17 protein-coding genes and 1 pseudogene are annotated in these 17241 nt (G+C 63.0%); 9 read left to right on the forward strand and 9 right to left on the reverse strand.

Annotation, left to right across the window (positions count from 1 at the left end; all coding sequences use genetic code 11):
* Positions 1-47: 47 nt before the first annotated feature.
* Positions 48-1648 (forward strand): annotated as a pseudogene (gene xseA / locus F3Y30_RS04625) (exodeoxyribonuclease VII large subunit).
* Between the two features lie 40 nt (positions 1649-1688).
* On the opposite strand, the gene F3Y30_RS04630 reads toward xseA, so the two are convergent.
* Complete coding sequence (locus F3Y30_RS04630) at positions 1689-2468, reverse strand: helix-turn-helix transcriptional regulator (protein ID WP_203425353.1); 780 nt, start codon at positions 2466-2468, stop codon at positions 1689-1691.
* Between the two features lie 93 nt (positions 2469-2561).
* Here F3Y30_RS04630 and F3Y30_RS04635 point away from each other — a divergent pair, with 93 nt between their 5' ends.
* A complete protein-coding gene (locus F3Y30_RS04635) occupies positions 2562-3287 on the forward strand; it encodes a sulfite exporter TauE/SafE family protein (protein ID WP_203425354.1) in 726 nt (241 codons plus the stop codon).
* Here F3Y30_RS04635 and F3Y30_RS04640 read toward each other — a convergent pair.
* Positions 3282-3800, reverse strand: coding sequence for a MarR family transcriptional regulator (locus F3Y30_RS04640; protein WP_203425355.1), 519 nt, complete (start codon positions 3798-3800; stop codon positions 3282-3284). The two genes, F3Y30_RS04635 and F3Y30_RS04640, sit on opposite strands and share 6 nt — an antisense overlap.
* A gap of 155 nt (positions 3801-3955) precedes the next feature.
* Between F3Y30_RS04640 and F3Y30_RS26170 the strand changes: the two genes are divergently transcribed.
* The 3 genes from F3Y30_RS26170 (at position 3956) to F3Y30_RS26180 (ending at position 5740) form a co-directional block, all read left to right on the forward strand.
* Positions 3956-4855 (forward strand): EamA family transporter, encoded by a 900-nt coding sequence (locus F3Y30_RS26170; protein WP_246752868.1) that lies wholly within the window; start codon positions 3956-3958, stop codon positions 4853-4855.
* Between the two features lie 440 nt (positions 4856-5295).
* Positions 5296-5481, forward strand: a complete 186-nt coding sequence (locus tag F3Y30_RS26175; RefSeq protein ID WP_246752869.1) for a hypothetical protein — start codon at positions 5296-5298, stop codon at positions 5479-5481.
* A gap of 4 nt (positions 5482-5485) precedes the next feature.
* Positions 5486-5740: a hypothetical protein gene (locus F3Y30_RS26180; protein ID WP_246752870.1), complete on the forward strand. Its 255-nt coding sequence runs from the start codon at positions 5486-5488 to the stop codon at positions 5738-5740.
* On the opposite strand, the gene F3Y30_RS04650 is transcribed toward F3Y30_RS26180, so the two are convergent.
* From F3Y30_RS04650 to F3Y30_RS04680, 7 genes are all read right to left on the reverse strand, one after another.
* Entirely contained in the window at positions 5715-6968 is a 1254-nt protein-coding gene (locus F3Y30_RS04650; RefSeq protein WP_203425357.1) for an aminopeptidase, read from the reverse strand. The two genes, F3Y30_RS26180 and F3Y30_RS04650, sit on opposite strands and share 26 nt — an antisense overlap.
* Before the next feature lie 97 nt (positions 6969-7065).
* On the reverse strand, positions 7066-7959 hold the full coding sequence (locus tag F3Y30_RS04655) for an MBL fold metallo-hydrolase (RefSeq protein WP_203425358.1): 894 nt from the start codon (positions 7957-7959) through the stop codon (positions 7066-7068).
* 1 nt (position 7960) lies between these two features.
* Positions 7961-8434, reverse strand: coding sequence for a Cys-tRNA(Pro) deacylase (gene ybaK / locus F3Y30_RS04660; protein WP_203425359.1), 474 nt, complete (start codon positions 8432-8434; stop codon positions 7961-7963).
* A gap of 87 nt (positions 8435-8521) precedes the next feature.
* Complete coding sequence (locus F3Y30_RS04665; RefSeq protein WP_246752871.1) at positions 8522-9052, reverse strand: sarcosine oxidase subunit gamma family protein; 531 nt, start codon at positions 9050-9052, stop codon at positions 8522-8524.
* Positions 9045-12008 (reverse strand): sarcosine oxidase subunit alpha family protein, encoded by a 2964-nt coding sequence (locus tag F3Y30_RS04670; protein ID WP_203425361.1) that lies wholly within the window; start codon positions 12006-12008, stop codon positions 9045-9047. The genes F3Y30_RS04665 and F3Y30_RS04670 overlap by 8 nt, the downstream gene beginning before the upstream one ends.
* Positions 12005-12286 carry a sarcosine oxidase subunit delta gene (locus F3Y30_RS04675; protein ID WP_203425362.1) on the reverse strand — a complete coding sequence of 94 codons (282 nt, stop codon included), beginning with the start codon at positions 12284-12286 and terminating at the stop codon, positions 12005-12007. Before F3Y30_RS04675 ends, F3Y30_RS04670 begins: the two co-directional genes overlap by 4 nt.
* A 12-nt stretch (positions 12287-12298) precedes the next feature.
* Complete coding sequence (locus F3Y30_RS04680) at positions 12299-13549, reverse strand: sarcosine oxidase subunit beta family protein (RefSeq protein ID WP_203425363.1); 1251 nt, start codon at positions 13547-13549, stop codon at positions 12299-12301.
* 86 nt (positions 13550-13635) lie between these two features.
* On the opposite strand from F3Y30_RS04680, the gene F3Y30_RS04685 reads away from it, so the two are divergent.
* The 4 genes from F3Y30_RS04685 (at position 13636) to F3Y30_RS04700 (ending at position 17232) form a co-directional block, all read left to right on the forward strand.
* Positions 13636-14595, forward strand: coding sequence for a GlxA family transcriptional regulator (locus F3Y30_RS04685; RefSeq protein WP_203425364.1), 960 nt, complete (start codon positions 13636-13638; stop codon positions 14593-14595).
* Positions 14596-14678: 83 nt separating this feature from the next.
* Positions 14679-15356 carry an XRE family transcriptional regulator gene (locus F3Y30_RS04690; RefSeq protein ID WP_203425365.1) on the forward strand — a complete coding sequence of 226 codons (678 nt, stop codon included), beginning with the start codon at positions 14679-14681 and terminating at the stop codon, positions 15354-15356.
* A 220-nt stretch (positions 15357-15576) separates the two neighbouring features.
* A complete protein-coding gene (locus F3Y30_RS04695) occupies positions 15577-16482 on the forward strand; it encodes a glutamine amidotransferase family protein (protein ID WP_203425366.1) in 906 nt (301 codons plus the stop codon).
* 63 nt (positions 16483-16545) lie between these two features.
* Positions 16546-17232 (forward strand): GXGXG domain-containing protein, encoded by a 687-nt coding sequence (locus F3Y30_RS04700; RefSeq protein WP_203425367.1) that lies wholly within the window; start codon positions 16546-16548, stop codon positions 17230-17232.
* The last annotated feature ends 9 nt before the right edge of the window (positions 17233-17241 follow it).

Consider the following 17241-nt stretch of genomic DNA (forward strand, 5'->3'; position numbering starts at 1 on the left):
GGACCAGCCGCGGTGCCAACGCAAAGAATCTGCGATAGAAATCGCGAATGAGCATGTTTTCGGACAACGATTCGCCCTCGAACCTCGCCGAGTATTCTGTCTCGGAGCTATCCGGCTCGATCAAGCGCACGGTGGAACAGGCATTCGATCACGTTCGCGTTCGCGGCGAGATTTCCGGCTATCGCGGTCCGCATTCCTCCGGCCATGCCTACTTCTCGCTGAAGGACGACCGTGCGCGCATTGACGCGGTCATCTGGAAGGGCAGCTTCTCGCGGCTCAGGTTCAAGCCGGAGGAGGGCATGGAGGTGATCGCCACCGGCAAGATCACCACCTTCCCTGGGTCCTCGAAGTACCAGATCGTTATCGAGGCGCTCGAACCGGCGGGGGCGGAGCGTTGATGGCGCTTCTCGAGGAGCGCCGCAGGAAGCTTGCGGCCGAAGGACTGTTCGAACAGGAGCGCAAGCGGTCGCTGCCATTCATGCCCCGCGTGATCGGTGTCGTCACGTCGCCTACGGGCGCTGTCATTCGCGATATCCTGCACCGAATTTCGGATCGTTTCCCCGTCCATGTCATCGTCTGGCCGGTCAAGGTGCAGGGCGATGGGTCCGGCGAGGAGGTGGCGGCGGCAATCGACGGCTTCAATGCGCTGGCGGGAGATCCGCTTTTGCCTCGTCCGGATGTGCTGATAGTCGCGAGGGGAGGGGGAAGTCTCGAGGACCTCTGGAGCTTCAACGACGAAATTGTGGTCCGGGCCGCTGCCCGCTCGACAATTCCGCTGATTTCGGCAGTTGGTCACGAGACCGACTGGACGCTCATCGACCATGCCGCCGACCGCCGTGCTCCGACACCTACGGGCGCTGCCGAGATGGCCGTGCCGGTGAAGGCGGACCTGGAGGCACAGGTGGCGGCCCTGTCCGCCCGTCTCAAGGCAGCCGCCAATCGCCAGATGGAGACGCGCCGGCAGGGCCTGCGCGCCCTGACGAGAGCGCTTCCGTCGCTTGATCAACTGCTCGCGCTGCCCCGCCGCCGCTTTGACGAAGCCTCAAACGGGCTCGGGCGCGGGCTGCAGATGAACACCGCAAACAAGCGGCGCTCCTTCGAACGGATTTCCGCTCATCTGAGACCCGATGTGCTGTCCAACCGGATTGCGCAGCGCCGCCAGCTTGTGGCGGATGCGGCCCGGCGTGCCGAACGCGTGATCGAGCGCAGGATCGACCAGTTGAGGGCGCGGGTCTCCTCCTTCGATGCCGCGCTGAGGGCAATCCCCGCACGCATTGCAGGGCAGACCGGCCGCTCGCGGGACCGGCTAAACGGCCTCGCGGGACGGGCGGAGACGGCACTTCTGGGCACGCTGGCGCGCCGTCGCGCCCTGGTCGTCGCGCAGGATCGGGTGTTGCAGTCGCTCTCCTACCGCAATGTTCTCAACCGTGGCTATGCTCTGGTCCGCGACGAGCATGGACATTCGGTGAACGCGGCAGCCGCCCTTTCCCCGGGCATGGCAATCGCGATCGAGTTTGCGGATGGCAGCGTCGATGCCGTTACCGGCAAGGACGGAGCGCCGCCGGCCGATCGTTCACCGAAGGCGAAGGCGGCAAAGACCCCGGGTTCTCCGACGCCTGGCCCGCCGAAGCAGGGCTCGTTGTTCTGAGAAGGCTTGCCGTTGCCGCTCGTTCAGGAGGCAACCGCGTTCATTCAGCGACTTGCTGCCTTTGCAGCTCGCCGGGCGTAATTCCGAATACTGCGCGAAAGGCCGCGACGAACGCGCTCGCAGAGGCATAACCGCAGTCGGCCGCCAGAACTTTTACAGGGCAACCCCGTAGCAGAGGTTCGACTGCCGCGAACAACACCACTTTCTGCCGCCAACGCCGAAAGGTAAGGCCGGTCGCCGCCAGAACCCGTCGTTGCAGCGTGCGCGGCGAGACCGCGAGCCGTGCCGCGCATTCGGAAAGGTCGATATCACGGCCGCTTCCGGCCAGCCATTCTTCCTGGAGACGCGCCAGCGCCCTGTCGGAGGGAATGGCGAGTGTGCCGTGAAGGCGTTGCGTCGGGCGGAGGCGATCGAAAAGTACTTCCACGAGCCGGCCATGCGCGGCATCTGCCAGATCCGGCACGCCCGCCTCCGCTGCCGTGCGAATGAGTTCGCGCTCGAGAGGTCCGAGCCCCAGCACCCGTGGACGATTGCCGAGCGAGGAGGCGTATGCCGGTTCGATGTAGAGATTGAGGGCGGTTCGCCGCGTCGTCGCGCTAAGGCGGTGGAGCAGGTCCCCTGGTATCCACGCCGCTTGATCCCTTCCCAGGACAAAGGTGGAGCCGCCGGCCGTGACGCGCAACGGTGCGTCCGGACAATAGGCGATCTGACCGCGCCGATGGCTGTGCGGAGGCGGCGAAGCAGCCGTTTCGAACGTGGCCTTGTACCCCACGATGCGCTGACTGCCGTCTTCGAAGCCGGCTATCGGGTCCACTCGCATGTTGTCATCCCGGCGATAGTGACTGTCATCTCCGCAACACCGGCTGGGGTCGAAATGCCCTAGGGTCAAATCCCAGACCTGAGCGGAGGTGATATGAACAGCATGGAGACGGCACTTCTGGCAAGCGCCGGGATCGCGGGAGGCTTCTGCAATGCCATTGCCGGAGGCGGTACCTTCTTCACACTGCCTGCTCTGCTTCTCGCCGGTCTTCCGCCGGTCGTGGCAGGCGCCACGAGCGCTGTGGCGATCTGGCCGGGGCATGCCGTCGCTCTGGCGAGTTATGGCAGAGTGGGAGGAGGAGGCACCCTTTCGGGCAATCTCGTCACGATCGGAGGTGCGGTCGCCGGCGCCGGACTGCTGATCCTCGCGGGAGATGAGATATTCCGCGCACTCGTTCCCTGGCTGATCCTCGCCGCGACCCTGCTCTTCGTGGCCGCGCCCCGTGTCAGGGCCGTGGTGGCCAAACGGTCCGGGGCCTTCCGCGCATGGCGGCTCGGAGATTTCACCGTCGCCGTCTACGGCGGCTACTTCGGCGCCGGGCTCGGCATTCTCCTGCTTGCCCTGCTGACTGCCCAGGGGACGAGGGACCTGCGGGATGCAAATGCCGCAAAGAACGTCCGGGCCACGCTGATCTCATCGGTCGCGGTTGCGATTTTCATTGCGACTGGCAATGTCGCCTGGCGAGAAGGAGCCGTCGTGCTCGCGGGCGCCATTGCGGGTGGATACCTGGGCGGAAGGCTGACGCGGCTTGTCAGCGCAGATCTGCTGCGGCTCGGCGTTGTTGTCGTGGGGGTTGCGCTCTTCGTCGCCTATCTATGACCCATCGGTCTTTGAAGGGGGTGTCGATGGATCCTCGAACACCGAGAGAAATTTGCCGAGAAGGGTATCAAGGGTCGAGCGCTCGTCTTTGGTAAGGGCCTCGACGAGCCGGTGTTGATTGGCCACATGGGCGGTCACGGCCCGGTCAACGAGTTCAAGACCTGCGGGGGTGAGCCCGATGATGACGCTGCGACGGTCGTCCGGATTGTGCAGGCGTTCGATGAGGCCGGATTTTTCCAGTTGATCGAGGCGGTTGGTCATCGTGCCGGACGTGACCATGGTCATCGCGGCCAGATCCGAGGGCGACAATCGGTACGGAGCCCCGGAGCGGCGGAGCGTTGCAAGGACATCGAAGCCGGACGCCGACAGCGAGAAATCTGCGAGTGCCTTCTCGATCTCGCGCTGTAGATGCATCCGCAGGCGCGCGAGACGGCCCATCAACCCCATCGGGGCGATGTCCAGATCCGGACGTTCGGCACTCCACTGCGCAAGAATTCTGTCGACGTGATCCATGGGATGACTATCGCTCAAATTATCTTGACGTCAAGATAGAATGAGATATCTTGACGTCAAGATAACTCTCTGGCGGCTGCACCAAGATCGCAGTTGGCTGGAGTGTGCGACGGGCGTGCAGCCCTCCATTTGACAGCGCGACAACAGGACATCCCATGGGACGACGAACCGATATCATGCTGACGGCCGTTGCTCCGGCCGTGTGGGGCAGCACCTACATCGTCACCACCGAACTGTTACCCCAAGGCTATCCGTTGACGGTTGCCATGTTGCGGGCGCTTCCGGCCGGCCTTCTGCTACTGGCTCTGGTTCGAAGGCTGCCTAAGGGCATTTGGTGGGTCCGCGCCTTCCTGTTGGGCGCCCTGAATTTCTCGTTCTTCTGGGCCATGCTCTTTGTCTCGGCCTATCGGCTGCCGGGTGGGGTGGCTGCGACCGTCGGCGCCATCCAGCCGTTGATCGTCATTCTGCTGTCGCGCATCATCCTCGGTTCGCCTGTGCGGGCACTGTCCGTGCTGGCCGGCGTGGCAGGTATTGGCGGGGTAGCCCTGCTGGTGCTGACGCCGCACGCGAAGCTCGATTTCGTCGGTGTCGTTGCGGGGCTCGCCGGTGCCCTTTCCATGGCGTTCGGCACGGTGCTCACGCGACGCTGGCAGCCGCCCGTGACGCCGCTTGTCTACACCGCCTGGCAGCTTGCGGCGGGCGGGATCATGCTGGTGCCTGCTGCACTTCTACTGGAGCCGGCGCTGCCGGCTCCGACGGCCGCCAATCTGGTCGGCTTCGCCTATCTCGGCCTCGTCGGCGGCGCGCTCACCTACATTCTCTGGTTCCGGGGGCTGTCGCGGCTCGAACCCTCGGCTGTTTCGCCCCTCGGCTTCCTGAGCCCGCTGGTCGCCGTCCTCCTTGGCTGGGGCTTGCTTGGACAGACCCTTGCCCTCCTCCAGATCCTGGGAATGGCGATCGTTCTCGGCGGCGTCTGGCTCAGCCAGCGCGCGCAGATGGCAGCGCCGGCAATGCCGCGTTCTCCCCGCCTCGATGCATGTCTTCCGAAACCGTGAAGCGGGCAGTGGGCTAGGACCTCAAGGACATAAGCCTGCAGAGTAGTGGCTGGGCTTGAGGGATCCCGGTAAGCCTCATGCCACTCCCTGTGCCGCCTTTTTCCACGCCGCGTTGAGCCCCTGAAGATCGGCGTAGCGATGTCCTCGTCGATCATCGTGGCAAGGCCAGCTGCGGTCGTGCCGCGATGCTCCATGAAGGTATCGATGATATCCGCAGGGCTCGCTTCGGACTCCGCGATGAGCATGCTCGCACCCAGGAAAAGCTGGCGCACCGCCGCGTCGGCGGCTTCCGGATCGATCCCCACCTCCACCGCGTGGCGGATCATCGCGTCGGCGAAGAGAGCGAGAAAAGCAGGCCCGGACCCCGTGAGGGCGGTGTAGTAGTCAAGCTCGGCTTCATCAGCGATAAGCTGCGACCTGCCCGACGCGGAGAATAGCCGATGGGCGAAATCGGCTTCCTCGTCCGTTACGCTGTCCGTTGCGAACCAGGGCGTGAAGGAGAGGCGCTGCTCGGCGCAGGCATTCGGCATCGCGCGGATGATCCGTTCCGACCCGAAGCGCTCTTCCAGCTCATCGATGTCGATACCCGCCATTACGGAAATCACAAGCTTGTCGGAGAGGTCTAGGTCTATGTCGTCGAGCTGCGCCGGCCTGACGGAAAGCATGACCACATCGCACATCGATGCGAGCAGTTCGTTGTCCGACACGAGGCGGATGGCCGGCCAGGAACCGAAGCCGTCCGCACTGCCCGAGCGGGAGGACAATACCAGCCGCGACGGCGATACCACGCCCTCCACGATGGCTGGGCGAAGGAGCGCTCCCGCCAGCCAGCCACCGCCTCCTATGACGCCGAAGGTCGTCAAACCCATTCCCCTCCACGCATGACGCGGACGCGGGTGCCGTCCGGCTTGATGCCGTCGATATCGACCTTGTCCGAACCGATCATCCAGTCGATGTGGATGAGGCTGGAGTTGCCACCCTGCGACTTGATCTGCTCCTCCGTGAGCTTGGCCCCGTCGAGGAAGCACTTGGAATAGCATTGCCCGAGCGCGATATGGCAGGAGGCGTTCTCGTCGAAGAGCGTGTTGTAGAACAGGATGCCGCTCGCCGAGATCGGGGAGGAGTGCGGCACCAGCGCGACTTCGCCGAGCCGGCGTGCGCCCTCGTCCGTGTCGAGCACCTTCTGCAGGACCGCCTCTCCCTTGGAGGCCTTGGCCTCGACTATTCTTCCGCCCTCGAAGCGCACCTGTATGTCGTCAATGAGCGTGCCCTGATGGGAGAGCGGCTTCGTCGACGAAACAAAACCCTCGGCGCGCAATGCATGCGGGGTCGTGAACACTTCCTCGGTCGGAATGTTCGGGTTGCAGGTGATGCCGTTCTTGGCGGTTGAGGCGCCGCCATGCCATTCGTGACCGTCGGCGAGACCGAGCGTGAGGTCGGTGCCTGGTCCCTTAAAGTGCAGCGCCGCGAAGCGCTCCTCGTTCAGCCAGGATGAACGCTTTCTCAGGTTTGCGTTGTGGGCCTCCCAGGCGGAGATCGGGTCGTCCTGATCGACGCGAGACGCGGCGAAGATGGCATCCGCGAGCTTGCCGACGGCGATTTCTGCCGGATCATCGGGGAACACCTGGCGTGCCCAGGAGGGGTTCGGATAGGAAACGATGTTCCAGTTGATGTCGAAATTGGAGATCTTCTCGAGCGCCGGCTTGTAGGCCATGGAATTGGCCTTGTTCGCCCGGGCGACCTTGGCTGGATCCTCACCGGAAAGCAGCATCGGATTGTCGCCGGCGATCGCAAGGCGCGCCGCATTGTTGGCATAGGCTTTCGCCATTCCCTCGTAGAGCCAGTCCGTGGCCCTGTCGAAGCTCTCGTCCGGCCCGTAGCGGTACCGCGAAAGCGTCGCATCCTCGTCGGAGTAGAATGTGGTCACGAGGCCGGCGCCTGCGAGATAGGCGTGCTTCGTGATCAGCCGGGCGAGCGGAAGCGCGTTCACCGGTGCAGTCATGACCAGATCCTGCCCCTTCTGGAGGCGAAGGCCGATCTTCACCGCGACTTCCGCAAGCTTTTCAAGCCTTTCGGGATCAACGGGTGCTGGGGAATTTGCCGGATAGGTCATGACGTGCCTGCTTTGCTGATGTGCCAGTTCGATTCTCGGCCGGCATTCGCTGCCGGCAAGTGCTCCAGCGCAAAATTGAAGGCGAACGATCGCCCGGTCAAGCGCCGAGAGCGGCACTGACGGCAGCGATGTTGCTTTGGTGCACGTCCTCGTAGGGTGCAAAGTATATGATCGCCCCGGAGGCGGCTTCATCGGCGATGAATGTCTTCAGGCTGGACTCGACCGCTCTCGCTTGTGCGACGTCCGCGCAAAGGCGCGTGAGGTAAGAGCGGTTCGCATCGATCAAACCGGTCGTATAGCCGCCAGCGGCAATGCGCTCCCGGTCGCCGTGGGCCGGCAGGATCCTGTCGATCGGCCATTGTCTGAGCCGTTCAAGCTCGCGAACATGCGTCGCGATCTCGGCCGGTTCTGCAATATAGGTGACGGTATCTTCCAGCGTGTCGCCCGCGAGCAGCAGCTTTTGATCGGGCAGCCAGATGACATTGCCATCAGCGCTATGGATTGCGAAGTGATGCAGTTCGACGCGACGTCCGCCGACCGTGAGCGCAAGGCTTCCTTCGAAAAGGTGCGTAGGCATGACGAGGGGCGATATCGGCGGGTTTGCGGATTCGATTCTGTTCCGGTTCTCCGCAAGCTTCTCGCCGGTCAGTCGCAAGGCGATGATCTCGCAGTCGGAAAAGATGGCGTTGCCGGCCACGTGATCCTTGTGCCAATGACTCAGCACCACCCGAATTCTGCGTACCCCCAGCGCTTCGATGTGCCTGCGTATCGCGCGGGCGTGATCGAGTGAAATGTGTGTGTCGTGGACGATCGCCTCGTCCCGGTCGACGATCGCATAGGAAGCGACGCCAAGCGAGTAGGCTCCGTCATCAAGCCAGTTCGCACCGTCGGAATGCAGTCGCTTGCCGGGTACCCGGCCGTCATAATAGGCAAAAATGCCGGGATACGGCTCGAGGATTGAAAGCGTGGTGGTGAGGTCGGGCGTATCCATGTCAGGCAACCACTGCGGCGGCCACCGCCCTCAACGCTGCCTGCGCATCCGTCGGAGCAAGCCGAACCTGGAGACCGCGCTGGCCGCCGTTCATGTAGATCGCGTCGTGGGCGAGCGCCTCTATCTCGATCGCGGTCGGCACGGTCCTTCTCTGGCCGAAGGGGCTGATACCGCCCACGTGATAACCGGTGAGCCGTTCCGCATCTGCCGGTTTCATCATGCTGGCTGCCTTGCCTTTGAAAGCGGCGGCCAGTTTCTTCATGCTGACCTCGCGGTCGGAAGGGACGATGACGCAGACCGGCTTTCCGTCGACCTCAGCCATCAGAGTCTTCAATACCTTCGACGGCGATTCCCCAAGCGCCTCGGCCGCCTGGATCCCGACCTTGTCCGCTGTCGGATCATAGTCGTAGGTGTGGACCGTGAAGGCGACCTTCGCTTTTTCGAGGGCCTGGGTGGCGCGTGTTGTCTTGGACATGGCGAGACCGGAGATATGCTGATCGGACGCCTATGCCTGCCGGAAAGCCGGAGGTCTTGTCAATGGTGCGCGTATTCGGATAGCCGGCTAAAGATATTCGCCGGCCATCGTAACGAGGTCCTCCCACAAGGTTTCGGCGAAGCTGCGCGTCACGATGATTTCAAACGCATTGTCCTGCATCCGCGTTACATGCGTCGAAAGATGCCCGATCATCGTCGTCACCGACTTTCCGACCGGAAAATTGGACGGGGCGAGATCGACGGGCATTCCCTTGGCGAGCACCGCTTCCACTGCCTCGCCCTCGATGAGGATCCGCACGCGCCCATGGCTCTGGTCGACAATTGCGGCCTTGCCCGAAAGCGCGGCGCCGAGATCGTCGATCGCCTGCGCAGAAAGCGCGGACGTCGTGACGAGAAGCCATTGGCCAGGGCCGGCCGCACGAACGGCGTTGCTCTCCTGACCGGCAGCTTTCGCAAGGATCGCAGACAGATCGCCGGCATCGGCGGAAGCGATCACCAGGAGGATCGTCTCCTCCGGGAGGGACTGGAGCCGGATCAAATCCCCCACGGCTGACCGGTTGTCGAGAACGGGTCGGGTCTTGAGCGCGATATCAGGCATGCAGCTTTCCATTCTCGGGATCGAGGAAGACCGGGTCGCAGAGGAGCGCCGGCGTGTATTCGGCGCGAAGCGCATTCCAGACGAGCACCTCCTCGCCGTGGCGTTCCGGGCCGTGCTTCACGAGTGCAAGGCCGATCGTGTGACCGAGGTGCGGGGAATATGCGCTGGACGTCACATAGCCCTGGTCGTTGTCGAGGCTTGGAGACGCTCCCTTCACGAGAATGTGCGACCCGGTCCGGAAACTCGTGGCCGGATCGATCGGCTTGACGCCGACCAGGCGCGGACGATCCGGCGCCTGGAGCCCCTCGCGTGCGAGCATCGCCTTGCCGATGAAGTCCGGCTTGGACGCCGAGACCATCCTGCCGAAGCCGAGATCGCCCGGCGTCACGGTGCCGTTGATTTCGGAATGGGTCACATGCCCTTTCTCGATCCGCAGCACTCCCAGTGCCTCGGCGCCGTAGGCGCAGATTCCGTGCTCGCGCCCAGCGTTCATCAAGGCATCCGCCACGGCCTCGCCATAGCCTGCCGGAACCGCAAGCTCGTAGGCAAGTTCACCGGAGAAGGAGATGCGGAAGAGACGTCCCTGGAGCTTTCCGTCGAAGAGCTGGACGCTCCTCGCGGCGAGATAGGGGAAGGCCTCGTTGCCGATATCCTCGTCGACGATCTGCTGCAGGACCGCGCGGGACTTCGGTCCGGCGATCGCCATCTGCGCCCATTGATCCGAGGTAGATGCAAGCTGCACGTCGAGTTCCGGCCACAACACCTGTGCGCAGAACTCGAGATGGTTCATCACCCCGGCGGCATAGGCGGTGGTGGTGGTCATGAAATAGTGATTTTCACCGAGGCGGCTTGTGGTGCCGTCGTCATAGATGAATCCGTCCTCCCGCAGCATGATGCCATAGCGCGCCTTGCCGACCGGAAGCTTGAGGAAGGCGTTGGAATAGACGCGATTCAGGAATTCCGCTGCGTCCTTGCCGAAGATCTCGATCTTGCCGAGCGTGGAGACATCGCAGAGACCCGCGTTCCGGCGGACATTCAGCACTTCCCGGTCGACACTTTCGCGCCAGGTCTTCTCGCCCTGGCGTGGAAACCAGGATGAGCGATACCAAAGGCCCGTTTCGACAAAGACCGCGCCATTCTTCTCAGCCCAATGGTGCAGGGGCGATTTTCGAGCAGGCTGGAAATGCTTGCCGCGGGAAGTGCCGGCAAGCGCGCCGAAGGAAACCGGCGTGTAGAATGGACGGAACGTGGTCGTGCCCACATCCGCCGGCGAAACGCCGCGATGCTCGGCAAGGATGCCGATCGCGTTGATGTTGGAAAGCTTGCCCTGGTCGGTGGCCATGCCGTTGGTGGTGTAGCGCTTGGCGAGCTCGACGTGAGCATAGCCCTCCTGCACGGCAAGCCCGAGATCCTTCAGGTGTACGTCGTTCTGGAAGTCGACGAAGGCCTTGCCCTTGCAGCCCTTCACAGACCAGAGTGGTTTCGAAGAGCCCTCGCTCGCGCCGCCGACAACTGCTCCAAACGAAGCGATGCTGGCCGTCACCCCGATTTCCGCAAGAGCTTCCACGGCCATCCGTGTGCCGCCCAAGAGGCAGTCTTCCAGCGTCCCATCTCCTGTGACCGCACCGGCCAGTCTCAGACCGGAAAGGTCCGAGGGTGCAAGGAAGGCCGATTTTGCCGCGTCCCAAGTCGGTCTGCCGCCACGGTGGCAGGCGAGGTGTATGACCGGCGAGAAGCCGCCCGACATGCCGAGTGCATCGGCCGCGATCACTTCGCTGCCTCCGCGAGAGGAAACAGTGATCGCCGAAAGCGATTTCCCGCCCTTGGTATCGGTGATGGTGGCGCCCGTGATCAGGCGTGCCCGGCCGGACCAACTGGCGGAGGGTGCGTCACGGCTGTCGATGATAGCCGCGACCTCGACGCCTCGAGCTTCGAGGTCCGAAGCGGTCGCGTACGCAGTATCGTTCGTGGTGAAGAGAGCGACCCGCTTGCCTGCGGCGACTGCATATCGATTGAGATAGGTGCGCAGCGCACCCGCCATCATCACACCCGGCCGGTCGTTGCCGCCGAACACCAGCGGACGCTCCTCCGCTCCGGTTGCCAGGATCGCCTGTCTTGCGGCGATGCGCCAGAGGCGCTCCACCGGGCGCTTCGGATCGGGCAGCGCGACATGCTTCTGGACGCGCTCGATCGCACCGAAGACATTGCCGTCATACCATCCGAAGGCGGTGGTGCGCGGCATGACGCGAACGTTCGGCAGGCTTTCGAGTTCGGAAAGAACCGAGGCTGCAAGCTCGGGAGCCACCACTCCGCCGATCGTGGCCGTTTCGCACAGAAGACCTCCTCCGGCTGCGTGCCCTTCGTCGAGAAGAATGACGCGAGCCCCGGACCGGCCGGCCGTCAGTGCGGCCGCAAGCCCGGCGGGTCCGGCGCCGATCACGAGGAGATCGCAATGTGCCCAGCTCTTTTCGTAGGAATCGGGATCGGCCTCGTAGGAGGCACGCCCCAGTCCCGCTGCCTTGCGGATCATCGGCTCGTAGATCTTCTCCCAGAAGGCTGCCGGCCACATGAAGGTCTTGTAATAGAAACCGGCTCCAAGGACCGGCGAAAGCAGGCTGTTGACGCTGCCGATGTCGAAGGCGAGCGAAGGCCAGCGGTTCTGGCTCACCGCTTCGAGACCGGCATAGAGTTCCTGGACGGTGGCGCGGGTATTGGGTTCGGTGCGGCCTCCGCGCCCGATGGTGACCAGTGCGTTGGGCTCCGCCGCGCCCGCGGTCAGGATCCCCCGCGGACGATGGTACTTGAAGCTGCGGCCGACGAGGCGAACGCCGTTTGCAAGCAGGGCCGAAGCGAGCGTATCGCCCGCGTGACCTTCAAGGCGGCGGCCATCGAAGCTGAAGTTCACGCTTGCCGCTCGATCGATCGATCCGCCCTTTGGAAGACGATGGGAAGTCATGCTTCGCCTCCCTTGCGCGAGACGGTGGCGGCGTCATCGACCGCATAGATGTGATGGGTGGCTGTATCCCGTTCAACGATCAGCCAGCGGCGGCATCCGCCTGAGTGGAACCAGTGTTCCTTGTGCGCACCGCGCGGATTTTCGCGCTGGTAGACGTAGGCGAACCATGCTGGCTCGCCCGCTTCGGGTGAAGGGCGAACGACGCTTGCGTCACCACGGATGGTAAACTCTTCCTTCGGCCGTTGGCCGCAATGGGGGCAGGGGATAAGGCTTGCCATGTGATTTCGGTCCTAATGCAAGTTCGCCTGGGCGCCGACGCCCTTTTCGTCGATGAGATAACCGCGCGCAAAACGGTCAAGGCGGAAGGCGCGTGCGGTCTCATGTGGCTCGTTCTTGGCCAGGAGATGCGCAAAGCAGTATCCCGAGGCGGGTGTCGCCTTGAAGCCGCCGTAACACCAGCCGGCGTTGAGATAGAGATTGTCGATCTCTGTCCGGTCGATGATCGGAGAGCCATCCATGCTCATGTCCATGATGCCGCCCCATGACCTCAGCACGCGAACCCGGGAAAGTGCCGGGATCATCGCGACTCCCGCTTCCGCCACGTGCTCCACCGTCGCGAGATTGCCGCGCTGGGCATAGGAGTTGTATCCGTCGATGTCTCCGCCGAAGACGAGACCGCCCTTGTCGGACTGGGAAACATAGAAATGCCCTGCGCCGAAGGTGACGACGTTGTCGATGAAGGGCTTGAGCCCCTCCGAGACGAAGGCCTGCAGAACATGGCTCTCGATCGGGAGCGTCAGGCCCGCCATTTTCGCAGTCCGGCCCGAGTTGCCGGCGGTCGCCAGCGCGAGCTTCTTGCAGCCGATAAACCCCTTGCTGGTTTCCACGCCGATCACCTTGCCGCCTTCGCGGCGGATTGCGGTGACCTCGCAGTTCTGGATGATGTCCACGCCGCGGGAATCGGCCCCGCGCGCATAGCCCCAGGCGACAGCGTCATGGCGCACCGTGCCGCCGCGCCGTTGCAGGAGGCCGCCCTGGATCGGGAAGCGGGCGTTGTCGAAATCGAGGAACGGCAGCATCTCGCGAACCTGGGCGCGATCGAGAAGCTCGGCATCGACCCCATGCAGGCGCATGGCGTTGCCACGGCGCGTGTATGCGTCGCGCTGTGCGTCCGAGTGATAGAGATTGAGAACGCCGCGCTGCGAGACCATGGCGTTGAAATTGAAGTCCTGCTCCAGCCCTTCCCACAGCTTCATCGACAGCTCGTAGAAGGGATTGTTTCCGGGAAGCAGATAGTTCGAGCGGACGATGGTGGTGTTTCGTCCAACGTTGCCGGAGCCGACGTAGCCCTTTTCAAGCACGGCAACATTCGTGATGCCGAAGGTCCGGGCGAGATAGTAGGCCGTAGACAGTCCGTGGCCGCCCCCGCCCACGATGATCACGTCGTATTGTTGCTTCGGCTGCGGATCACGCCAGTGCGGCGACCAGCGCCGGTTTCCGGAAAGCGCATTGCGAAGAAGGGAGAGAGCGGAGTAGCGCATGTGTCACCTGTTTTACGTCCGGCCATCATTGCAGAAGGGAAAAATCCGACTTGCAGGAAAGGGACGATAAATTCTAAAAATGGGACATGCAGCAAGATGACAGGCATATTCAGGACATCGGCTTTCTTCTCATCGACGGCTTCGCGTTGATGTCCTACGCCTCGGCCTCCGAGCCCCTTCGTGCGGCCAACCTGCTTGCTGGCCGGGACATCTACCGGCAGCATCTCTTCTCGGCAGACGGGCATGCCGGGGTGGCATCGTCGGGTGCAGTGTTTTCAGCGGAATCACTCCCGCAAAGTGCGGATGGCCTGCACACAGTCTTCGTCTGCGCTGGTGGCGGACCGGAGCACTGGAATGTGCCTCTGGTGCATGCGGGACTTCGTCGTCTTGCCCGCCAGGGGGTTCGCATCGGCGGAATTTCCGGCGGTCCCTATGTGATGGCGGCAGCCGGGCTGCTTGCTGGTCATCGCTTCACGATCCATTGGGAGCACGCGACGGCGCTGATCGAAGCCTTCCCGGACCTGATGCCGGAGAGGGCCCGGTTCGTCATCGACGGCAGCCGTATCACCTGTGGCGGAGGGGTTGCGCCGCTCGACATGATGCATGCGCTGATCGCCGAGCGCATGGGTGATGGATTTGCCAGGCGTGTCAGCGATTGGTACCTGCACACGGCAGTAGGCGAGTCTGCCGCACCGCAGCGCGCCTCGCTGGCCGAGCGTCACGGCGTACATCATCCGGCTCTGCTGACTGCACTCGAGAAGATGGAGGCGACGGTGGAATCGCCGCTGTCGCGATCCGAAATCGCGGACCTGGCCGGCGTTACGCCCCGGCATCTCGACCGGCTTTTCGCCAACCGGATGCGCTCCACCTTTGTCGCAGAATACCGCCGCATCAGGCTGGACCATGCGCGTCGCCTGTTGACGCAGAGCCCCCTGTCGGTGTCCGAAATCGCATTTGCCTGCGGTTACTCGAGTGCAGGCCATTTTTCGGCGGCGTACCGGACTCACTTCGGCATGTCGCCAAGAGCGGCCCGCCAGGCACGATGAGCGGAGCCCTCTTTCTTCATGGTTGAGAAATTTTCACCCTGAGGATAGGCTTATTTTCGTCAATGCGTATGGAGCGGCGGGAAATGGCGAAGAAGGCATCGTACACGGAAGAGGCGCAGGATCACGATGTAGTGGCCTCGAAGCCTGCCCTCCTGCAGGATCCCCATGCTCTTCGGGAGCCCAAGGAAAACAATCTCGAGATGGCAATCGGCCACGAGGTTCGGGCATTTCGCAAGAAACTCGGCATCACCGTGACGGACCTGTCGGCAGCCACCGGCATCTCCCTCGGAATGCTGTCCAAGATAGAGAATGGCAACATCTCGCCGTCGCTGACCACGCTACAATCCCTGTCGCGGGCGCTTGGCGTTCCGCTCACCGCCTTCTTCCGCCGTTTCGAAGAGCCGCGGAATGCGATGTTCGTCAAGGCGGGAGAGGGCGTCGAGATCGAGCGCCGCGGTACCCGCTCCGGCCACCAGTATAATCTGCTGGGTCACATCGACAACAACACCAGCGGTGTGGTCGTGGAACCCTATCTCATCACGCTGTCGGCCGATTCCGACGTCTTTCCTGCCTTCCAGCACGAAGGCATGGAGTTCCTCTACATGCTCGAGGGAGAGGTTGTTTATCGCCACGGCGATCAACTCTACACGATGCAGCCCGGTGACAGCCTCTTCTTCGATGCAGACGCCCGCCATGGCCCCGAGGAACTCGTAAAGCTTCCGGCACGATATCTCTCCATCATCTCCTATCCGCAGGGATAGCGACAGGTCGGCGTCTGCCGGGAACGGGATGCGGCGCTCCAACTCTCTGAATGCTGAAGTTGTCCGAACGCTTGTCGGCGTCCGGTCCCTCTTCCGTGCGCGCTTTCGCCTATCGGATTAGGTTACCGAATATTCTTATAGAGAAATTATTTTTCTTCTTAGTTGAAATCTGTTTCCTGTCCTGCTAGACAATCTCCAACACGAAAACGGAGGTTCTCCCATGTGCGGGATTGTCGGATTGTTCCTCAAGGATAAGGCCCTCGAGCCTCAGCTCGGCGCGCTTCTTTCGGACATGCTGGTGACTATGACGGATCGCGGGCCGGACTCGGCCGGCATCGCGATCTACGGCGCGCCAACGGATGGCAAAGCCAAGATCACGGTTCAATCGGCAGATCCGGCCGCTGATTTCGCGGGCTTGGCCGACCTGCTCAAGACCATCGATCCTGCAACCGGTGTCGCACTCAAGAGCACGCATGCCGTCATTGACGTTGATGCTGCAAAGGCTGTGGCCGTTCGCGAACTGCTTCTGCAGCAGCGTCCCGGCATTCGCATCATGGGTAGCGGCGACAGCGTCGAAATCTACAAGGAAGTTGGCCTGCCGAAAGACGTGGTTTCCCGTTTCGGCATCCGCGAGATGGCGGGCAGCCATGGTATCGGCCATACCCGCATGGCGACCGAATCTGCCGTCACGACACTTGGTGCGCACCCCTTCTCGACGGGTGCGGACCAGTGCCTCGTGCACAATGGCTCCCTGTCCAACCACAACAACCTGCGTCGCGAACTTGTTCGCGAGGGCATGGCGTTCGAGACCCAGAACGACTCGGAAGTTGCGGCCGCTTACCTGACGGCGGAGATGGCCAAGGGCAAGGACCTGGGGGAGGCGTTGACCAGCGCGCTCGACGACCTCGACGGCTTCTTCACCTTCGTCGTCGGCACGAAATCCGGCTTCGGCGTCCTGCGCGACCCGATCGCGTGCAAGCCCGCCGTCATGGCCGAGACCGACCAGTATATCGCGTTCGGTTCCGAATACCGCGCCTTGGTGAACCTGCCGGGAATCGAGAACGCACGCGTATGGGAGCCTGAGCCCGCCACCGTCTATTTCTGGGACCACGAAAAGGCTGCCTGATCCAAGATGCATCGGGAAATGTGGGAGCCGGTTGCGGCCGGCCTTCCGTCTGAAGGGAAAAACATGCCGACATTCGATCTTTCCAATACGCCGCTTCGCGAGCTGAACAGCGCGCTTCACAGTATCCCGCACGGGTCGAACGAAACCGCTTTCGAGGTCGTCAATCCGCGCGGCAGCCATTCCGTCGCAGTCGGCATAGACCAGCCGGTCACCGTGGATGTGCACGGTAGCGTTGGCTACTACTGCGCCGGTATGAACGACGGCGGCACGGTCACCGTCCATGGCTCGGCAGGACCGGGTGTCGCCGAGAACATGATGTCGGGCAAGGTCGTCATCGAGGGCGACGCGAGCCAGTATGCTGGCGCTACCGGACGCGGCGGCCTTCTCGTGATCAAGGGCAACGCCGCATCACGCTGCGGCATTTCCATGAAGGGCATCGATATCGTCGTCGGCGGCAGCATCGGCCATATGTCTGCCTTCATGGGACAGTCCGGCAATCTTGTCGTGCTCGGCGATGCCGGCGATGCACTGGGCGACTCCCTCTATGAGGCGCGTCTGTTCGTGCGTGGCAGCGTGAAGAGCCTCGGTGCTGACTGCATCCAGAAGGAGATGCGGCCGGAGCACCTGTCGCTGCTCGCAGGGCTTCTGGAAAAGGCCGGCATCACCGACGTGAAGCCCGATGAGTTCAAGCGCTACGGCTCCGCCCGCACGCTCTACAACTTCAACATCGACAACGCCGACGCGTACTGAGCCGGAAGA

Origin of the sequence: Sinorhizobium sp. BG8 (assembly GCF_016864555.1) — a bacterium.
GTDB lineage: Bacteria > Pseudomonadota > Alphaproteobacteria > Rhizobiales > Rhizobiaceae > BG8.

Excerpts from the sequence above, each read along its gene's own strand:
- F3Y30_RS04695 (WP_203425366.1), top strand. The coding sequence starts at position 15,577 with ATGTGCGGGATTGTCGGATTGTTCCTCAAGGATAAGGCCCTCGAGCCT.
- F3Y30_RS04665 (WP_246752871.1), bottom strand. The coding sequence starts at position 9,052 with ATGCCTGATATCGCGCTCAAGACCCGACCCGTTCTCGACAACCGGTCA.
- F3Y30_RS04670 (WP_203425361.1), bottom strand. The coding sequence starts at position 12,008 with ATGACTTCCCATCGTCTTCCAAAGGGCGGATCGATCGATCGAGCGGCA.
- F3Y30_RS04650 (WP_203425357.1), bottom strand. The coding sequence starts at position 6,968 with ATGACCTATCCGGCAAATTCCCCAGCACCCGTTGATCCCGAAAGGCTT.
- F3Y30_RS04635 (WP_203425354.1), top strand. The coding sequence starts at position 2,562 with ATGAACAGCATGGAGACGGCACTTCTGGCAAGCGCCGGGATCGCGGGA.
- F3Y30_RS26180 (WP_246752870.1), top strand. The coding sequence starts at position 5,486 with ATGTCGTCGAGCTGCGCCGGCCTGACGGAAAGCATGACCACATCGCAC.
- F3Y30_RS04675 (WP_203425362.1), bottom strand. The coding sequence starts at position 12,286 with ATGGCAAGCCTTATCCCCTGCCCCCATTGCGGCCAACGGCCGAAGGAA.
- F3Y30_RS04690 (WP_203425365.1), top strand. The coding sequence starts at position 14,679 with ATGGCGAAGAAGGCATCGTACACGGAAGAGGCGCAGGATCACGATGTA.
- F3Y30_RS26170 (WP_246752868.1), top strand. The coding sequence starts at position 3,956 with ATGGGACGACGAACCGATATCATGCTGACGGCCGTTGCTCCGGCCGTG.
- ybaK (WP_203425359.1), bottom strand. The coding sequence starts at position 8,434 with ATGTCCAAGACAACACGCGCCACCCAGGCCCTCGAAAAAGCGAAGGTC.
- F3Y30_RS04630 (WP_203425353.1), bottom strand. The coding sequence starts at position 2,468 with ATGCGAGTGGACCCGATAGCCGGCTTCGAAGACGGCAGTCAGCGCATC.
- F3Y30_RS04680 (WP_203425363.1), bottom strand. The coding sequence starts at position 13,549 with ATGCGCTACTCCGCTCTCTCCCTTCTTCGCAATGCGCTTTCCGGAAAC.
- F3Y30_RS04700 (WP_203425367.1), top strand. The coding sequence starts at position 16,546 with ATGCCGACATTCGATCTTTCCAATACGCCGCTTCGCGAGCTGAACAGC.
- F3Y30_RS04655 (WP_203425358.1), bottom strand. The coding sequence starts at position 7,959 with ATGGATACGCCCGACCTCACCACCACGCTTTCAATCCTCGAGCCGTAT.
- F3Y30_RS04640 (WP_203425355.1), bottom strand. The coding sequence starts at position 3,800 with ATGGATCACGTCGACAGAATTCTTGCGCAGTGGAGTGCCGAACGTCCG.
- F3Y30_RS26175 (WP_246752869.1), top strand. The coding sequence starts at position 5,296 with ATGGGCGAAATCGGCTTCCTCGTCCGTTACGCTGTCCGTTGCGAACCA.
- F3Y30_RS04685 (WP_203425364.1), top strand. The coding sequence starts at position 13,636 with ATGCAGCAAGATGACAGGCATATTCAGGACATCGGCTTTCTTCTCATC.